General features: G+C 76.5%; 16 protein-coding genes. 14 read left to right on the top strand and 2 right to left on the bottom strand.

What is annotated here, in order from left to right; genetic code table 11:
* The first annotated feature begins 60 nt into the window (after positions 1-60).
* The 8 genes from PH190_RS02190 (at position 61) to groL (ending at position 7,704) form a co-directional block, all read left to right on the top strand.
* Entirely contained in the window at positions 61-1,521 is a 1,461-nt protein-coding gene (locus PH190_RS02190; RefSeq protein ID WP_274229864.1) for an NAD(P)H-hydrate dehydratase, read from the top strand.
* Positions 1,518-2,687 (top strand): alanine racemase, encoded by a 1,170-nt coding sequence (alr, locus tag PH190_RS02185; protein WP_274229863.1) that lies wholly within the window; start codon positions 1,518-1,520, stop codon positions 2,685-2,687. Before PH190_RS02190 ends, alr begins: the two co-directional genes overlap by 4 nt.
* On the top strand, positions 2,684-3,880 hold the full coding sequence (locus PH190_RS02180) for an alpha/beta fold hydrolase (RefSeq protein WP_274229862.1): 1,197 nt from the start codon (positions 2,684-2,686) through the stop codon (positions 3,878-3,880). Before alr ends, PH190_RS02180 begins: the two co-directional genes overlap by 4 nt.
* Positions 3,880-4,389, top strand: a complete 510-nt coding sequence (tsaE, locus tag PH190_RS02175; protein ID WP_274229861.1) for a tRNA (adenosine(37)-N6)-threonylcarbamoyltransferase complex ATPase subunit type 1 TsaE — start codon at positions 3,880-3,882, stop codon at positions 4,387-4,389. Before PH190_RS02180 ends, tsaE begins: the two co-directional genes overlap by 1 nt.
* Before the next feature lie 11 nt (positions 4,390-4,400).
* Positions 4,401-5,069 (top strand): tRNA (adenosine(37)-N6)-threonylcarbamoyltransferase complex dimerization subunit type 1 TsaB, encoded by a 669-nt coding sequence (gene tsaB, locus PH190_RS02170; protein ID WP_274229860.1) that lies wholly within the window; start codon positions 4,401-4,403, stop codon positions 5,067-5,069.
* 7 nt (positions 5,070-5,076) lie between these two features.
* Positions 5,077-5,553, top strand: a complete 477-nt coding sequence (rimI, locus tag PH190_RS02165; RefSeq protein ID WP_337993785.1) for a ribosomal protein S18-alanine N-acetyltransferase — start codon at positions 5,077-5,079, stop codon at positions 5,551-5,553.
* 126 nt (positions 5,554-5,679) lie between these two features.
* Positions 5,680-5,991, top strand: a complete 312-nt coding sequence (gene groES, locus PH190_RS02160) for a co-chaperone GroES (RefSeq protein ID WP_274229859.1) — start codon at positions 5,680-5,682, stop codon at positions 5,989-5,991.
* Positions 5,992-6,078: 87 nt separating this feature from the next.
* Entirely contained in the window at positions 6,079-7,704 is a 1,626-nt protein-coding gene (groL, locus tag PH190_RS02155; protein WP_274229858.1) for a chaperonin GroEL, read from the top strand.
* 173 nt (positions 7,705-7,877) lie between these two features.
* Here groL and PH190_RS02150 read toward each other — a convergent pair whose 3' ends face one another.
* A complete protein-coding gene (locus PH190_RS02150; RefSeq protein ID WP_274229857.1) occupies positions 7,878-8,168 on the bottom strand; it encodes a WhiB family transcriptional regulator in 291 nt (96 codons plus the stop codon).
* A gap of 634 nt (positions 8,169-8,802) precedes the next feature.
* On the opposite strand from PH190_RS02150, the gene PH190_RS02145 reads away from it, so the two are divergent.
* The 3 genes from PH190_RS02145 (at position 8,803) to PH190_RS02135 (ending at position 11,189) form a co-directional block, all read left to right on the top strand.
* Entirely contained in the window at positions 8,803-9,399 is a 597-nt protein-coding gene (locus PH190_RS02145) for a response regulator transcription factor (RefSeq protein ID WP_274201133.1), read from the top strand.
* 335 nt (positions 9,400-9,734) lie between these two features.
* Entirely contained in the window at positions 9,735-10,313 is a 579-nt protein-coding gene (locus PH190_RS02140; protein WP_274229856.1) for a sigma-70 family RNA polymerase sigma factor, read from the top strand.
* Positions 10,314-11,189, top strand: a complete 876-nt coding sequence (locus tag PH190_RS02135) for an anti-sigma-D factor RsdA (protein WP_274229855.1) — start codon at positions 10,314-10,316, stop codon at positions 11,187-11,189.
* A gap of 75 nt (positions 11,190-11,264) precedes the next feature.
* Here the strand turns inward: PH190_RS02135 and PH190_RS02130 are convergent, their stop codons facing one another.
* A complete protein-coding gene (locus tag PH190_RS02130) occupies positions 11,265-11,651 on the bottom strand; it encodes a DUF5319 domain-containing protein (protein WP_420791561.1) in 387 nt (128 codons plus the stop codon).
* Positions 11,652-11,738: 87 nt separating this feature from the next.
* Between PH190_RS02130 and guaB the strand changes: the two genes are divergently transcribed.
* From guaB to PH190_RS02115, 3 genes are all read left to right on the top strand, one after another.
* The gene (guaB, locus tag PH190_RS02125) at positions 11,739-13,244 is read left to right on the top strand and encodes an IMP dehydrogenase (protein ID WP_274229853.1); all 1,506 of its coding nucleotides are present in this window, start codon (positions 11,739-11,741) and stop codon (positions 13,242-13,244) included.
* Positions 13,245-13,259: 15 nt separating this feature from the next.
* Positions 13,260-14,393, top strand: coding sequence for a GuaB3 family IMP dehydrogenase-related protein (locus PH190_RS02120; protein WP_274229852.1), 1,134 nt, complete (start codon positions 13,260-13,262; stop codon positions 14,391-14,393).
* Positions 14,394-14,472: 79 nt separating this feature from the next.
* Positions 14,473-17,265, top strand: a complete 2,793-nt coding sequence (locus tag PH190_RS02115; RefSeq protein ID WP_274229851.1) for an AAA family ATPase — start codon at positions 14,473-14,475, stop codon at positions 17,263-17,265.
* The last annotated feature ends 77 nt before the right edge of the window (positions 17,266-17,342 follow it).

Below are 17,342 nucleotides of genomic sequence, written 5' to 3'. Positions count from 1 at the left end.
GAGCGAAATTCCGGCTATAGCCGGGAATTTCGCTCACATAGGCCGGAGGAGGCAGCCGGGGTGTACGGCGTCTGGACGCCCGAGCAGGTGCGCGCGGCCGAGGAACCGGTGCTGGCGCGCACGCCGGAGGGCGCGCTGATGCGCCGGGCGGCCCGGGGCGTCGCGCAGGTGGCGCTGGCCGAGCTCGAGCGCCGCACCGGTGGGATCGCCGGGCGCCGGGTCGTCGTCCTCGCCGGCGCGGGCAACAACGGCGGCGACGGGCTCTGGGCCGGCTACGAGCTGCGCCGGCGCGGGGTCGCGGTCACCGCGGTCCTGCTCAGCCCCGACAAGGCACACCCCGCCGGGCTCGCGGCTCTCGGGCGGCAGAAGGGCCGCGTCGTCACCGCGGTCGAGCACGGCGTCTCCGCCGTCGACCGCGCCGACCTCGTCCTCGACGCGATCGTGGGCACCGGCGCGCGGGGCGGGCTGCGGCCCGGGGCGGCGACGCTCGCGGCGGCGGCGGCCACCGCGCGCGTGCCCGTCCTCGCCGTCGACACCCCCAGCGGCGTCGACCCGCTCACCGGCGTCGCCGCCGACGAGGCCGTGCGGGCGGCGCGCACCGTCACCTTCGGCGCCCGCAAGCCCGTCCACGTGCTCGCGGCACCCCGCTGCGGCCCGGTGACGCTGGTCGACATCGGCCTGGGCCCCGAGCTGCCGCCCGCGCCGATCACCGTGCTCGAGGACGCCGACGTCGCCGCGCGCTGGCCGGTGCCCGGGCCCTTCGACGACAAGTACACCCAGGGCGTGGTCGGCATCGCGGCCGGCTCGCGGACCTACCCCGGCGCCGCGGTCCTCGCGTCCGGCGCCGCCGCCCTGGCCACCAGCGGCATGGTCCGCTACGCCGGGAGCGCCGCCGACGAGGTGCGCGCCGCGTGGCCCGAGATCGTCGCCACCGACACCGTCGGCGAGGCCGGCCGCGTGCAGGCGTGGGTCGTCGGCCCGGGCCTCGGCACCGACGACGCCGGCGCGCAGACCCTCGCCGACGTCCTCGACGCGGGCCTGCCCGTGCTCGCCGACGCCGACGCGGTGACGCTCCTCGGGCAGCACGCGGAGCTGCGGGAGCGCGCGCGGGAGACCCCGGTGCTCGTCACCCCGCACGCCGGCGAGTTCGGTCGCATCGCGGAGCTCACCGACGACCGCGTCGACTCCGCCCGACGGGCCGCCGCCGACCTCGGCCTCACCGTCCTGCTCAAGGGCAACGCCACGATCGTCGCCGCCCCCGACGGCCGCGTGCTCGTGCACCCCGCCGGGAGCGCCTGGCTCGCCACCGCCGGGTCGGGCGACGTGCTCTCCGGCGTCGCCGGCGCGCTGCTCGCCGCCGGTCTCGACCCGTGGTGGGCGGGCGGCTGCGCGGCGCTCGTCCACGCGCGCGCCGCGGAGATCGGCGCCGGCGCGCAGGAGGGGCCCGGCTCGCCCGTGCCCGCCTCGCACGTCCAGCGGGCCCTGCCGGCCGCGATCCGCCAGGTCCGGGAGGCCCGATGACCACGAGCACACGGACGCACCCCCGCGTCGAGGCCCGCATCGACCACGACGCCGTGGCGCACAACGTCCGGCTCCTCGCGGGCCTGGCGCGGGACTCGGGCGCCGCGACGATGGCCGTCGTCAAGGCCGACGGCTACGGCCACGGCGCCCCCGAGGTCGCCCGCACCGCGCTGGACAGCGGCGCCACGTGGCTCGGCGTCTGCACGCTCGAGGAGGCCGCCGAGCTGCGCGCGGCCGGCATCCGCGCGCCCGTGCTGTCGTGGCTGCACCTGCCCGACGAGGACTTCGCCCCCGCCGTCGCCGACGCCGTCGACGTCGGGGTCTCCTCGCGCGCGGAGCTCGCGGGCGTCGTCGCCGGCGCGGCCCGGGCCGGGCGGCCCGCCCGCATCCACCTCAAGATCGACACGGGGCTGAGCCGCAACGGCTGCCCGCCCGGGGCGTGGGGCGACCTGCTGGCCGCGACCGAGGCGGCGCGCGCCGCGGGCGACGTCGAGGTGGCCGCGGTGTGGTCGCACCTCGCGCACGCGGACGCCCCCGACCACCCGACGATCGACGTGCAGGCCCGGCGCCTCGACGAGGCCTGGCGCGCCGCGGGCGAGCGGCTCGGCGGCCCGCGGCCGTGGCGGCACCTCGCGAACTCCGCCGGCACCCTGACCCGCCCCGACCTGCACCTCGACCTCGTCCGGCCCGGGATCGCCGTGTACGGGCTCGACCCGCTCGAGGCCCCGGACCATCACGGTCTGCGCCCGGTCATGACGTTCCGCACCCGGGTGGCACTGGTCAAACGGGTCGCGGCCGGGGAGGGTGTGTCCTACGGCCACGAGTGGATCGCCCCCGACGACCGGGTGCTGGCACTGGTGCCGACGGGGTATGCGGACGGCGTGCCGCGACGGCTCGGAGGGACGATGACGGTGCAGCTCGCCGGTCGGCGCCGACCGGTCGTGGGCCGCGTGTGCATGGACCAGGTCGTGGTCGACCTGGGCCCGGCCGACGGCGACCCGCCCGCCGTCGCGCCCGGCGACGAGGTCGTGCTCTTCGGGGCCGGCGACGCCGGCGAGCCCACGGCGCTCGAGTGGGCGCGCTGGCTCGACACCATCCACTACGAGGTCGTCACGGGCGTCGGCTGCCGTCCACGGGTGACGCGCACGCACGGGACGCCCTCGTGAGCGACCACGATCGCCACCACCACCACCTCTCGCCCGGGGCCGTCGCCGGCGCCGTGGCGGGCACCGTGCTCGGCGGCGCGGCCGCGGCCGGTGCCGTCGGCGCGGGCCGGGTCCGCTCGCGCATCCTGCGCCAGCGCGAGCGGCTCTCCGAGGAGGAGAAGGCCCATCCGTCGCAGCTCGGCCTGCTCCCGCCCGGGCGGGAGTCGTCGGTGGCCGCGGACGACGGCGTGCGGCTGTCGGTCGAGGAGGTCGACCCGGTCACGCCGGGCGCGAAGGCCGAGCTGACCGTCGTGCTCGTCCACGGCTTCGCCCTCGACCGCAAGTGCTGGCACTTCCAGCGCCGCATGCTCTCCGAGCTCACCGAGCCGGCGGTGCGCACCGTCCTCTACGACCAGCGCCGCCACGGGCGCTCGGGGCAGGCGAGCGCGCGGTCCTGCACCATCGCCCAGCTCGGCGCCGACCTCGACGCGATCCTGCGCGCCGTCGTCCCCGAGGGCCCGGTCGTGCTCGTCGGGCACTCCATGGGCGGCATGACGATCATGGCGCTGGCCGAGCGCAACCCGAAGCTCTTCCGCGAGCGCATCGTCGGCGTCTCGCTGCTGTGCACCTCGGCCGGCGACGTCATGGCGGGCGGTCTCAAGCAGGCCGTGCTCTCGCACCGCAACCCGACGGTCAGCGTCCTGGGCCGCATCGCCCACGCCCAGCCGGTCTTCGCCGACCGCGTGCGCCGCGCGGCCGGCAACGTCGTCTGGGCGTTCGTGCAGGCGCTCTCGTTCGGCGACCGCACCACCGACCCGGCGCTGGTCGACCTCGTCGACCGCACCATCGCCGCGACGCCGCTGGACGCGCTGACCTCGTTCGCCAACACCCTGTCCACGCACGACCGCCGTGCCGCGCTGGCGGGGCTGTCGCAGTGCGAGGTGCTGGTCGCGGGCGGCACGCGCGACCGCATGATCCCCTACGAGCACTCCGAGCTGATCGCCGCGGAGATGCCGCACGCCGAGCTGCTGCCCCTCGAGGGCGCCGGGCACATGGCGATGCTCGAGCAGCCCGGGGAGTACGACGCCGCGCTGCTCGAGCTGCTGCGCCGCTGCACCCACCGCAGCCAGGTCCTGCGCCGGCTGCGGCCCGGCCGGACCGCGGCCACCGACCGCCCGCGCCGCGGGCTGCGCCGTCCCCGGCGACGGGCCTGATGGCCGCCGACGTCGTCAGCGAGCGGCGCGTGGTGCTGCCCAGCGCCGCCGACACCACCGAGCTCGGGCGGGACATCGGCACGCGGCTCGGTCCCGGCGACCTCGTCGTGCTCGCCGGCCCGCTCGGCGCCGGCAAGACCTGCCTCGCGGCCGGCATCGGCGAGGGCCTCGGGGTGGAGGGGCCGATCACCTCGCCGACCTTCGTCATCGCCCGCGAGCACCCGCCGCTGCCCGAGCCCCTCGGCGGGCGCGGGGTCGTGCTCGTGCACGTCGACGCCTACCGCCTGGGCGTCGGCACCGGCGACCCCGACCCGCGCGATGTCGCCGCCCAGCTCGACGACCTCGACCTCGACACCGACCTCACCCGCGCCGCCGTGGTCGTCGAGTGGGGCGAGGGCGTGGCCGAGCACCTGGCGAGCGAGCACCTGCTCGTCCGGCTGGACCGGTCCGGCGCCGACGAGACCCGCGAGGCCCACCTGCAGGGACCGGCGCGGCTGGTCGCTCCGTAGGGTCTCCTGCCGTGCTCGTCCTGGCCCTCGACACCGCCACCGCCCGCATCACCGCCGGGGTGGTCGAGCTCGACGCCGACGGACCGCCCACGACCCTCGCCGCCCGCGACGCCGAGGGCGCCCGGGCGCACGCCGAGCTGCTGGCGCCCGCCGTCGCCGACGCCCTCGCCGCGGCCGGGCGCACGCGCGCCGACCTCGACGCGGTGGTCGCGGGCCTCGGGCCCGGGCCGTTCACCGGCCTGCGGGTCGGGCTGGTCACCGCCGCGGCGATGGGCGACGGGCTCGGCATCCCCGTGCACGGCGTGCCGACCCACGACGCGCTGGCCGCCGGCACGCGCGGGCGCGTCCTGGTCGTCACCGACGCCCGCCGCCGCGAGGTCTACTGGAGCCTGCTGGTCGACGGCGTCCGCGTCCACGGTCCCGAGGTCGTCGCGCCCGCCGAGCTCGCCGCGCGCCTCGGCCCCGACGGCGACCTGGGCCCGGTCGACCGGGTCCTCGGCGACGCCGCCGCCCAGGTGGGCGCCGCGACCGTGTCGCCCGGCCCCACCCCCGACGGCCTCGTCGCCGTCGCCGCGCCGGCCCTGCGCGCGGGCGCCGACCCCGGCCCGCTGGTGCCGCTCTACCTGCGCCGCCCCGACGCCGTCCCGCCGGGCGCGCCGAAGGCCGTGACGCGCCCGTGAGCCGGCCGTGACGGGTGCCGTCGTCCTCGACGCGCTGACCCCCGACGACGCCGACCGCTGCGCCGAGCTCGAGGCGATCCTCTTCCCGGGCGACGACCCCTGGAGCGCCCGGGCGTTCCGCACCGAGCTGCGCGCCGGCCACCATTACCTCGCCGCGCGGGAGGACGGCGAGCTCGTCGGCTACGGCGGCGTCGCCCTCATGCCCGCGCGCCTGGGCCAGCAGGCGGAGGCGGAGATCCACACGATCGGCGTCGACCCCGCCCACCAGGGCCGGGGCATCGGGCGGGCGCTGCTCGCAGGCCTGCTCGCCGCCGCCGACGCGATCGACGCGACCACGTTCCTCGAGGTCCGCGTCGACAACGAGGCCGCGCTGGGCCTCTACCGCAGCACCGGCTTCACCGTCCTCGGCACGCGGCGCCGGTACTACGCCTCGGGCGCGGACGCGTTCACCATGCGGCGCGACCCGCCCGACGCCCCTCGTTGATGGCTTGGCACTCTCGGCGCTAGAGTGCCAATCAGCACGGCGTCGGAGCCGTTCCGGCACCCGCGACGGCGGGACGGCCAGCCGGCGCCGTGATGGCAGAGGAACGCCATCCCGACCCCAGGACAGGTGGAGGTCACCGCTGTGGCCAGCGTGAACATCAAGCCGCTCGAGGACAAGCTCGTGGTGCAGGCCAGCGAGGCCGAGACCACGACCGCCTCCGGCATCGTCATCCCCGACACGGCCAAGGAGAAGCCCCAGGAGGGCAAGGTCCTGGCCGTCGGCCCGGGCCGCGTCGACGACAACGGGAACCGCATCCCGCTCGACGTCGCCGTCGGCGACGTCGTCATCTTCTCGAAGTACGGCGGCACCGAGGTCAAGTACAATGGCGAGGACTACCTGATCCTCTCCTCGCGTGACGTGCTGGCGGTCGTCAACTAGGACCCCCGCGCGCACACGTCGATCGCCGCCCCGGTGGCCCCACGGGGCACCGGGGCGGCGTCGTTCCGCGGGACAGGAAGGGATTCAGTGCCCAAGCAGATCACGTTCGACGAGACGGCCCGTCGCGCGCTCGAGCGCGGCGTCGACCAGCTCGCCGGGGCGGTGACGGTGACCCTCGGACCCCGGGGTCGCCACGTCGTCCTGGAGAAGAAGTTCGGTGGTCCGACGATCACCAACGACGGCGTCACCATCGCCCGCGAGATCGAGCTCGACGACCCGTTCGAGAACCTCGGCGCGCAGCTGGCCAAGAACGTCGCCACCAAGACCAACGACGTCGCGGGCGACGGCACGACGACGGCGACGGTGCTCGCCCAGGCGCTCGTGCACGAGGGCCTGCGCAACCTCGCCGCCGGCGCCAACCCCTCGGCGCTCGGCGCCGGCATGGTCGCCGCCACCGAGAAGGTCACCGAGGTGCTGCGCTCCCGGGCCACCCCGGTCGACGGGCGCCAGGGCATCGCCGCCGTCGGTGCGGTCGCGAGCCGCGACCAGACGATCGGCGACCTCATCGGCGAGGCGATGGAGAAGGTCGGCGAGGACGGCGTCATCACCGTCGAGGAGGCCTCGACGCTGGCGACCGAGCTGGAGATCACCGAGGGTCTCCAGTTCGACAAGGGCTACATCTCGCCCTACTTCGTCACCGACAACGACTCGATGGAGGCGGTGCTCGAGGACGTCCAGGTCCTGCTGCACCGCGAGAAGATCAGCGCCATCTCGGACCTCCTGCCGCTGCTGGAGAAGGTCGTCGAGGGCGGCAAGCCGCTGCTGATCATCGCCGAGGACGTCGAGGCCGAGGCGCTCTCGACGCTCGTCGTGAACTCCATCCGCAAGACCGTCCGCGTCGCCGCGGTCAAGGCGCCGTTCTTCGGTGACCGCCGCAAGGCGTTCCTCGACGACCTCGCGGCCGCCCTGGGCGCGACCGTCGTCAACCCCGAGGTCGGCATCAAGCTGGCCGAGGTCGGCCCCGAGGTGCTCGGCACCGCGCGCCGCGCGGTCATCACCAAGGACACGACCACCCTCGTCGAGGGCGGGGGACACCGCGAGACGGTCGACGCCCGCGTCGCCCAGATCCGTCGCGAGATCGACGAGACCGACTCCGACTGGGACCGCGAGAAGCTCCAGGAGCGGTTGGCGAAGCTCGCCGGGGGCGTCGCGGTCATCAAGGTCGGCGCGGCCACCGAGACCGAGATGAAGGAGCGCAAGCACCGCATCGAGGACGCCATCGCCGCCACCCGCGCCGCGGTGGAGGAGGGCATCGTCCCCGGTGGCGGCAGCGCGCTGCTGCACGCCGCGGCCGAGCTCGACGGTGGCCTCGGCCGCACCGGCGACGAGGCCACCGGTGTGGCGCTCGTGCGCCGGGCGCTCTCGGCGCCGCTCAAGGCGATCGCCCGCAACGCGGGCCTCGAGGGCTCGGTCGTCGCGGCCAAGGTCGCGGACGGGAGCTGGGAGACCGGCTACGACGCCGCGAGCGAGACCTACGGCGACCTCATGGCCGCCGGGATCATCGACCCGGTGAAGGTCACCCGCTCCGCCCTGGAGAACGCCACCTCGATCGCCCGCATGGTGCTCACCACGGAGAGCGCCGTCGTGGACAAGCCCGAGGAGGCGGAGCCGGCGGCCGCCGCCGGTGGCCACGGCCACGGGCACGGCCACTAGTCGGTCGCGCCGAGGAGGTACGCAAGGAGGTACGGCAGCCGGCGCTCCGTCGCGCTGACCACCGACCTCCGGCGCGCTCCGGTGGTCGCCCGAGCGACGACGACGACGGGCCCCCATCGCCGCGAGGCGGTGGGGGCCCGTCGTGTGTCCGGGGGCTCGTGGGAGCCGCGGCTTCAGCTCAGGCGGCGGGGGCAGCCGGTGGCGGCCGCGACGCGCTCGGACTCCGACATGCCGCCCCAGATGCCGTAGGGCTCGCCCGCGGCGATGGCGTGACGGCGGCAGGGCTCGAGGACGGGGCAGTCGCGGCACACGGCCTTGGCGCGGCGCTCGCGGTGGGCACGGGCCGGCCCGCGCTCGCCGTCGGGGTGGAAGAAGAACGCGCTGTCCATGCCCCGGCAGGCCCCCAGGCGCTGCCAGTCCCAGATGTCGGCGTTGGGTCCGGGAAGCCGGCGGACGTCGGCCATGGGCCACCTCCACGTCTGAAAGACCCGCGGGTCCGGCTGGGTCCGACTGCGACACGGCCGTCGCGGTGCCGGGGCTCCACACCGTGCCGTGCCGGTGATCACGCTGTGTGCGCATCTGGGCGCCCACCGCGACCACCGCGATGGACCCTATGGCGGTTGTGCACGAGCCGTCCAGGGCATGCGACGTGCGCCATTCCCCGATCCATGCATCGGTGAGCGGTCGCCTACATGTCGGGGTTCTTGCCGAACCGGCTCCGATCCGTGATCATTCCCCGCACGCGGAGTACACGACGGTGTCGCCCGACGGTCGTATCCGATGGATCTCCGGTCGTCACCGTAGGGTCGCCCGCACGTTGAACAGGGGGAGGGTCACCACACCGGCCGGTCGACGTCGCGGCCGCCGCCGATCAGTCGTGGAGGCCCTCGGCCCCATCGAGGCGTGGACCGTCCTGCGCCCGTCGAACGAGGAGAGCGCATGGACCGGCAGGCCGAGCGGGGACCCGACCGCGCACGCGAACCGGCCGGACGGCGGACCGAATTCGCTCCGATCGGCGGGTCAAGCTCGGCGCCCCGTACGCCGATGGGGGAGAGTGCTCGCTCATCGGCTGCAGGGTCGCTGCAGAAAGGAGCTCCCGTGACCACGGTGCTGATCTGCGACGACCGTCGCAGCGTCCGTGAAGGCCTCACCAGGGTGATGTCCGCGGTCCCGGGTGTCCACCGCATCGACTGCGTCGCCCACGGCGACGAGCTGCTCACCCGCTTCTCCCGCCAGACGGTCGACGTGGTGCTGGTCGGGACGCAGCGCGCGGTGCCCACCGGCGTGGAGGCCACCCGCCGGCTCGTGGCGGCCCACCCGCAGGCCAACGTCATCGTCTTCGGCGCGCCCGACGACTCCGGCAGCATCGCCGCGGCCATCGCCGGCGGCGCCCGGGGCTACCTGCGCTGGGACGCCTCGCGGCCCGAGCTCGTCGCCGCCCTCGCCCACACGCTCGCCAGCACGTCGGTGCCCGCTCCCCGCACCCCGGCCGACACCGGCGTCCAGCTCACCGAGCGCGAGCTGCAGGTCCTGCGCGGCATGGCCCAGGGCAAGAGCAACGGCCAGATCGGGCGCGAGCTCTACCTCTCCGAGGACACGGTCAAGACCCACGCGCGGCGCCTCTTCCGCAAGCTCGGCGTGCGCGACCGTGCGCAGGCCGTGGCGCACGGCTTCCGACGGGGCCTGGTCTCCTGACCGCGTCCCGGAACGACGGTCGTTCGGGGGGTCCGGCCGACGTGGCACGCGGGGTGCACGTCGACGACGTCCCGACGCCGGTCATCGGCATCCCGCGGGCGGTCCACCGCGCCGCGGACCGGTGGCGTGCCCCGGATCGGGGGAACGCCGCGCCTCCGCCGTCCTGGCCCGCGCAGGGGCCGCGAACGGCCCGCTACCCTGAGCCGACCATGTCGGCGCCCGGCCCGCTCACCTCGGCCGGGACGTCGGAACGTCCGGCGGTGGCCGGTGCGTCGACGGCGGTGCCGTTGCGTCCGGAGTCACCGCCCCGCGTAACACCGGGGCCACGTGGAGCGATGACTGACGCAGGGAACGATCTCGAGGGACTGGTGGCCGCCGCCAACGACGGCGACCGCTCGGCCCTCAACCGCGTTCTCGCGATCATCCGACCGTTGGTCGTGCGGTACTGCCGTGCGCGCATCGGCCGGCAGGAACGGTCGGCGGTCTCCGCCGACGACGTGGCCCAGGAGGTGTGTCTCGCCGTGCTGACCGCGCTGCCGGGCTACCGCGACCAGGGCCGCCCGTTCCTCGCCTTCGTCTACGGCATCGCGGCCCACAAGGTCGTCGACGCCCACCGGTCGGTCGCGCGCAGCCGCTCCGAGCCCGTGGAGGAGTTCCCCGAGGAGCTCGATCCCCGGGACGGCCCCGAGCAGCGTGCACTGAACGGAGCGTTGTCCGTCCAGATGGGTCAACTCCTCGACACACTGCCGCCCAAACAGAGGGAAATCCTCGTGCTGCGTGTCGTCGTTGGACTGTCGGCGGAGGAAACCGCGGAAGCGGTCGAGTCCACCCCCGGGGCGGTGCGGGTGGCCCAGCACCGGGCGTTGTCGAAACTGCGGACCGCGGTGTCCGCGATCTCGGAAGAGGTGAGTTGAGTGGGCGGCCACCGGGCGTCGGGCGGGTCCGAGGGTGACCTCGTCGACGGCCCCGTCGACCTCGCGGCGGTCCGGGCCGACGACGCCCTGATCGACGCGCTCGCCGGCGGCGCCGGCGGAGCGGGTGACATCGCGGCGTACGGCTTCGGCGGCACCGATGACGACCGTCTCGCGGCGATCCTGGCCGCGTGGCGGGCCGACATCGAGGCCGACCCGATGCCGGAGCTCGTCACGCTGGACGAGGCGGCCGAGGCCGTCGCGGCCGGCCATGACAGTCGCGACCGGCTGCGGTCCCGCGGACGGCGCCGCATGCCGTTCGCGATCGCGGCGGTCGCCGCGGCCGTGGCCTGCGCGGGCCTGACCGTCGCGGTGCACGGCGCCATGCCCGGCGACACGCTGTGGGGCGTCTCCAAGGTCTTCTTCTCGGAGCGCGCGCAGAGCGTCGAGCGCGTCGAGGAGGTCCGCACGCGGATCGAGGCCGCCAACGGCGCCCTCGCCCGCGGCGACACGCAGGCGGCGCGCAACGAGCTCGCCCAGGTCAACATCGTCATCCCGCAGGTCGCGCCCGAGCAGCGCGCCCCGCTGGTGGTCGAGCGTGACCGGGTGCAGAGCTCCATCGAGGCCGACCCGTCGCCGTCGGCCCGCGAGCCCGCCTCGGGCTCGACGGAGCCCTCGCCGGAGGCCCCGGCGGCGGGCGCGGGCCAGACGCCGGAGGACACGGTCTCGCCGAGCCAGGAGGAGCCGGCGGCTCCCCAGCCCGAGGACCCGTCCGCGCCGGCGGCGGAGGACCCGGCGACGCCGGACACCCGCGACTCCGAGGACCCGGCCGTGACCGATTCCACGAGCCCGGGCGCCACGTCCTCCACGCCGAACTGACGCGGCACCGACCCAGGACGCCGAACGGCCCGGCCCCCGCGAGGGGACCGGGCCGTTCGTGCGTGCGGGGCGGGGTTACTCGGCGAGCGTGGCGTCCGCGAAGCCCCGGCAGTACTCCCAGGTCACGTAGGACGCCGGGTCCGGGTCGAACGGGGGCTCGTGGGGGCGCATGTGCCCCTCGTCGAGCAGCTGCTGGAGGCTCGCCCGCAGCAGGTCCCAGTCGTGGTAGTGCTGCTCGGAGCAGTCCTCGCAGTCGACGACCACGCCGCGGATGCCGCGCGGGGCGAGCAGCGCCTCGAACACCGCGAGGTCGCCGAGGTCGGCGACCACCTCGTCGCGTTCGGCGTCGTCGAGCGGCGCGTCGTCGAGGGCGTCGGCATCCGGTCCCCCGAGCGCGCGTGCGGGGTCCGCGGGATCCCCCGCGAACGGATCGGGCGGCAGCGCTTCGTAGGCCACGACCAGCAATTTACCCGTCCTGCCGCGCGCGTCACCCAGCGGCGGTGTGCGCGCCCGGGGGACCCCGTCGGAGTGCGGACTACCATCGAGGGCATGGTGCTGACGGACCCCGGTCTGCCCGAGAAGTTCGCGTTGCTCGGACTCACCTTCGACGACGTCATGCTCCTGCCCGGTGAGTCGGACGTCGTGCCCTCGGAGGCGGACACCTCGGCGCAGCTGACCCGCCGGGTCACTCTGCGGGTGCCGCTGGTCAGCTCCGCGATGGACACCGTCACCGAGTCGCGCATGGCCATCGCCATGGCACGCCAGGGCGGGATGGGCGTGCTGCACCGCAACCTCCCGGCCGAGGAGCAGGCGGCGCAGGTCGAGGTGGTGAAGCGGTCGGAGGCCGGGATGGTCACCGACCCGGTCACGTGCTCGTCCGACGACACCCTCGCCGACGTCGACGCCCTGTGCGCCAAGTTCCGCATCTCCGGGCTGCCGGTCGTCGACGAGGTGGGGCGCCTCGTGGGCATCATCACCAACCGCGACATGCGGTTCGAGGTCGACCACTCGCGCCGTGTGCGCGACGTCATGACCGCCGAGGACCTCGTCACCGCGCAGGTCGGCGTCACCGCCGAGGCCGCGCTGGGGCTGCTGCGCCGACGCAAGATCGAGAAGCTGCCGCTGGTCGACGGGGCCGGCATCCTGCGCGGGCTCATCACGGTCAAGGACTTCGTCAAGACCGAGCAGTACCCCATGGCGACGAAGGACCCGGACGGCCGCCTGCTCTGCGGCGCCGCGGTGGGTGTCGGCGACGACGCGTGGTCCCGGGCCATGGGGCTGGTGGACGCCGGGGTCGACGTGCTCGTCGTCGACACCGCCCACGGCCACTCCCGCGCGGTCACCGCGATGGTGGCGAAGCTCAAGCAGGAGCTCGGCGAGCGCGTCGAGGTCGTCGGCGGCAACGTCGCCACGCGCGCGGGCGCCCAGGCGCTGGTCGACGCCGGCGCGGACGCGGTGAAGGTCGGCGTCGGGCCGGGCTCGATCTGCACGACGCGCGTCATCGCGGGGGTCGGCGTCCCCCAGATCACGGCGATCCACGAGGCGGCGGCCGCGGCCGCGCCGGCGGGCGTGCCGGTGATCGGCGACGGCGGGCTGCAGTCGTCGGGCGACATCGCCAAGGCGCTCGCCACCGGCGCGAACACCGTGATGCTCGGCTCGCTGCTCGCGGGCACCGCCGAGACGCCGGGCGACCTCGTCCTGCTCGACGGCAAGCAGTTCAAGACCTACCGGGGCATGGGCTCGCTGGGCGCGATGCGCAGCCGCGGGCAGCAGGGCTCGTACTCGAAGGACCGCTACTTCCAGGACGACGTCCTCTCCGACGACAAGCTGGTGCCCGAGGGCGTCGAGGGCCGCGTACCCTTCCGGGGGCCCCTCGCCCAGGTGGCCCACCAGCTCGTCGGCGGTCTGCGGGCGGCGATGGGCTACACGGGCGCGCGGACCACCGCGGAGCTGCAGCGCGCGCACCTCGTCCGGATCACGGCGGCGGGGCTCGCCGAGTCCCACCCGCACCACGTGACGATGACCGCCGAGGCGCCGAACTACGGCGCGCGCTAGTCAGGAGAGCCCGCCGTGCGCGAGCAGGTCGAGATCGGGCGGGGCCGCAGCGCCCAGCGCAGCTACGTCTTCGACGACCTCGACATCGTCCCGTCCCGGCGCACCCGCTCCTCGTCGGCGGTGTCGACGGCCTGGCAGCTCGACGCCTACCGCTTCGAGCTGCCGCTGCTGACCCACCCGACCGACGCCGTCGTCAGCCCCGCCACCGCGGCGCGGGTCGGCGAGCTCGGCGGGCTCGGGGTGCTCAACGCCGAGGGCCTGTGGGCGCGGCACGCCGAGGCCGAGAAGGCGCTGGCGGAGGTCGTGGCGCGCGCCGCCGTCGACCCGGCGGAGGCCGTCGCCGAGCTCCAGCGCCTGCACGCCGCGCCGGTCCGGACGTCGCTGCTCACCGAGGCGCTCGAGCGCGTCCGCGCGACCGGCGCCACCGTGGCCGCCCGCGTGAGCCCCCAGCACGCGCGGGAGCTGACGCCGACCCTGCTGGCCGCCGGCGTGGAGGTGCTGGTGGTGCAGGGGACGATCATCTCGGCGGAGCACGTCGGCGGCGAGGAGGCCGTCGAGGGCCCGCTGGACCTCGAGGACTTCATCGAGTCGCTCGACATCCCCGTCGTGGCCGGCGGGGTGGGCGACTACCGCACGGCGATGCACCTCATGCGCACCGGCGCGGCCGGCGTCATCGTCGGCTACGGGCAGTCGACGGCGACGTCCACCGACGCCGTGCTGGGTATCGGGGTGCCGATGGCCACCGCGCTCGTCGACGCCGCGGCCGCGCGCCGCGACCACCTCGACGAGACCGGCGGGCGCTACGTCCACGTCATCGCCGACGGCGCCATGAGCACCTCGGGCGACATCGCCAAGGCCATCGCCTGCGGCGCCGACGCGGTGATGCTCGGTGAGCAGCTCGCCGCGGCCGAGGAGGCCCCGGGGGGCGGCTGGTACTGGACGCCGGCGGCGGCCCACCCGTCGCTGCCCCGCAGCGGCATCAGCCGCGTGCCGACGGTGGCGCCCGACCTCGCGACCGTGCTCACCGGACCCGCCCGCTCGGGGGCCGGCACGATGAACCTCTTCGGTGCCCTGCGGCGCGCGATGGCCAAGACGGGCTACTCGGACCTCAAGGAGTTCCAGCGCGTGGGTCTCTCGGTCCGCCGCTAGCGCCGGTGCTGACCGGCTGCGATCAGCCGATCTCCCTCGGAAGTGGCCCTGGACAGGGGGCCTGACCTGCGCTGTCGTCATGACCATGACGACGCGTCCGTGGCCCGCGTGGCCACGGCGCGTCGCCGTCGGCCCGGTCTTCGTCGGTCGCCGGGACGCGCTCGCCGTCGTCGACGCGGCGTACGAGGCCGCGCGGGCGGGGCGCCCGGGCATCGTCTGGGTCGAGGGCGAGGCGGGCGCGGGCAAGACGGCGTTCCTCGCGCGCGCGACGGCGGGGCGTCGGGCGGCCGCCGTCCTCACCGCCACGGGCGACGCGGGGGAGAGCGGGCTCGCGCACGGGCTGCTCGACCAGGTGGTCGCGGGCCTGCCCCCGGAGCTCGTCGACCGCTTCCCGCTGCTGCGCGGCGACCGCGCGCCGCGGGCCGACCCGCTGGCCGTCGGCGCGGACCTCCTCGGGGCGCTGGGCGCGGTCCCGGGCGAGGACCCGGTGCTCGTCGTGCTCGACGACCTGCAGTGGGCCGACCCGGCCTCGGTGCGGGCGCTGGTGTTCGCGCTGCGGCGGCTGCGCCACGACCGGGTCCTGGTGCTCGCGGGCCTGCGCCACCCCGCGGGCGGGCCCGGGGACGTCGACGACCCCGCGCCGACCGACGCGTGGTGGGAGCGGCTGCCCGCGACGGGGGAGTCGGTGCACCGGGTGCGGCTCGAGGGCCTCGACCCCGGCGAGCTCTCGGAGCTGGCCGCCGCGCTGGACCGGCCGCTGGGCTCGATCGGCGCCGCCGACCGGCTGTGGCGGCACACGCGCGGCCACCCCCTGCACGCGCGCACGCTGATCGAGGAGCTGCCGCCCGAGGTGCTCGCGGGCACCGCCGACGTGCTCCCGGCTCCGCGCAGCCTGCCCTCGGTGCTGCTCGTGCGCCTCGCCCGCGCCGCGCCGGCGACCGCGTCCCTGGTGGTCGCGACGGCCGTGCTCGGCGAGAGCGCCCCGCTCGCCCTCGCCGCCGCCGTCGCGGACCTCGACGACCCGTCGGACGCGCTCGACGAGGCCGTCGGGCTGGGGCTGCTCGAGGAGCTGCCCGGCGGGCCGCCGGCGCGGATCGGCTTCGTGCACCCCCTCGTGCGCGCGGCCGTGCGCGGTGACCTGCCGCCGGCGCGGCGCCGGGCCGTGCACGCCGCGGCGGCGCGCCGGCTGACGGGACGCGCCGCGCTCGCGCACCGCGTCGCGGCGGCCGCCGGCCCGGACCCGGCGCTGGCCGCGGAGATCGAGGAGCTGGTCGCCACGCCCGGCGCGGCCCTCGCCGGCGCCGACGCCGCGGACCTCCTGCGCGCCGCCGCCGACCTGAGCACCGAGCCCGTCGACCGCGAGCGCCGCCTGCTGGCGGCGACCTCCCGGCTCGTCGCCGACGGCGAGATCGCGCGGGCGGTGGCGCTCGAGGAGGCGGTGACCGGCTGCGGGCCCGGACCGTGGCGCGCGGCGGTGCTGGGGCAGCTGGCGCTGTTCACCGGCCGGTTCGGGGTCGCGCGGGAGTGGTTCGCCGCGGCGGCCGCGACCGAGCCGGGCGACCCGGGGGAGGAGCGCCCCGGCGACCGGGCGCGGGCGGGCGCGGCCGCCCACCTCGCGGTGCTCCAGCTGCTGCAGGGCGACCCCGAGCGCGCGGTGGCGACCGCGGCCGGCGCGCTCGCCCACCACGCCCGCGGCGACGACGTGCGCCTGCCCGCCGGCTTCGCGCTGGTCGTCGGGCTCGCCGTCGCGGGCCGCGGGGCCGACGCGCGCGCCGTGCTCGACCGCGCCTCGGACCCCGACGGCGGCCCGCCCCGGGTGGACGCGCTGCTGGTCCGCGGCGTGCTCGCGACGCTCGCCGGCGACGACGCCGCGGCGGCCGCCGACCTCGACGAGGCGGTCCGCCGGGCCCGGGCCGGCGAACCCGTGCGGGGGCTCGCGATCGCGCTGGCGTTCCGGCCCGCCGTGCTGGACCGCGTCGGGGTGCCGGACGGCGTCGTCGAGGGGTTCGAGCTGGCCGTCACCCTGGCCCGCGACGGCGGCACCGCGCTGCCCGGCGCGCTCGCCCACGCCTTCGCCGCCGAGGCCCTGGCGCTGCGGGGCCGCGCCGACGAGGCCCGCGCGCACCTGGCGGCCGCGGCGGCGTCGGGCCCGCGGTGGTGGGGCCGCGACCTGTACGGCGCGATCGCCGCCGCCCGGCTCGCCGAGGTCGCCGACGACCCCGCCGCGGTCCTCGAGGCGCTGGCGCCCGCCCGCGACCCCGCGGTCCGGGCGCTCGCCGACGGTCTGGGCCTGCTCGCGCCGCGGGTCCTCGAGACCGAGGCGCTGCACGCGCTGGGCCGCGCCGACGAGGCGGCCGCGGCGCTGGCGGCGCTGGAGGAGCGGGCCGGGGACACCGCCGGGCGCTACCGCGTCGACGTCGCCCGCCTGCGGCTGGTCCTCGTACCCGGCGAGCCGGTCCCGCGCTCGGTGGCCGAGGCCGGCCTCGACGGGATCGTCGCCCCGCACGCGCTCGCCCGGCTGGAGACCGAGATCGGTCGCCGCCTGCTGGCCGCCGGCGAGCGCCGGGCCGGCGTCGACGTCCTGCGCGGCGCCCGCGACACCCTCGCCCGGCTCGGCGCGGCGCCGTGGCGGGCGCGGTGCGAGGAGCTCCTGCACGCCGCCGGGCTCACGCCGTCGGGCGGCGACGACTCGCTGGGCCTCACGCCGCACGAGGAGGCCGTCGTCGCGCTCGTCGCCCGGGGCCTGACCAACCGCGAGATCGGGCGCGACCTCTACATCACCCCGCGCACGGTCGCCTACCACCTGTCCAACGTCTACGCGAAGCTCGGCGTCACCTCCCGCCGGGAGCTGGTGCGGCTCCGCCGCACGTGAGCAGAAAGAAGTGCTCCAGCACTTCTTTCTGCTCACGAGCGCCGAAGGCGCACCGGGACTGGAAGCCGGACTGGAAG

Origin of the sequence: Actinomycetospora straminea (genome assembly GCF_028737255.1) — a bacterium.
GTDB lineage: Bacteria > Actinomycetota > Actinomycetes > Mycobacteriales > Pseudonocardiaceae > Actinomycetospora > Actinomycetospora straminea.
Note: the sequence above shows the minus strand (reverse complement) of the source record. Positions and strands in the feature narration are given on the sequence as shown.

Coding starts and splice junctions, on each gene's coding strand:
- PH190_RS02140 (WP_274229856.1), top strand. CDS start 9,735: ATGACTGACGCAGGGAACGATCTCGAGGGACTGGTGGCCGCCGCCAAC.
- PH190_RS02115 (WP_274229851.1), top strand. CDS start 14,473: ATGACCATGACGACGCGTCCGTGGCCCGCGTGGCCACGGCGCGTCGCC.
- tsaE (WP_274229861.1), top strand. CDS start 3,880: ATGGCCGCCGACGTCGTCAGCGAGCGGCGCGTGGTGCTGCCCAGCGCC.
- guaB (WP_274229853.1), top strand. CDS start 11,739: ATGGTGCTGACGGACCCCGGTCTGCCCGAGAAGTTCGCGTTGCTCGGA.
- PH190_RS02150 (WP_274229857.1), bottom strand. CDS start 8,168: ATGGCCGACGTCCGCCGGCTTCCCGGACCCAACGCCGACATCTGGGAC.
- alr (WP_274229863.1), top strand. CDS start 1,518: ATGACCACGAGCACACGGACGCACCCCCGCGTCGAGGCCCGCATCGAC.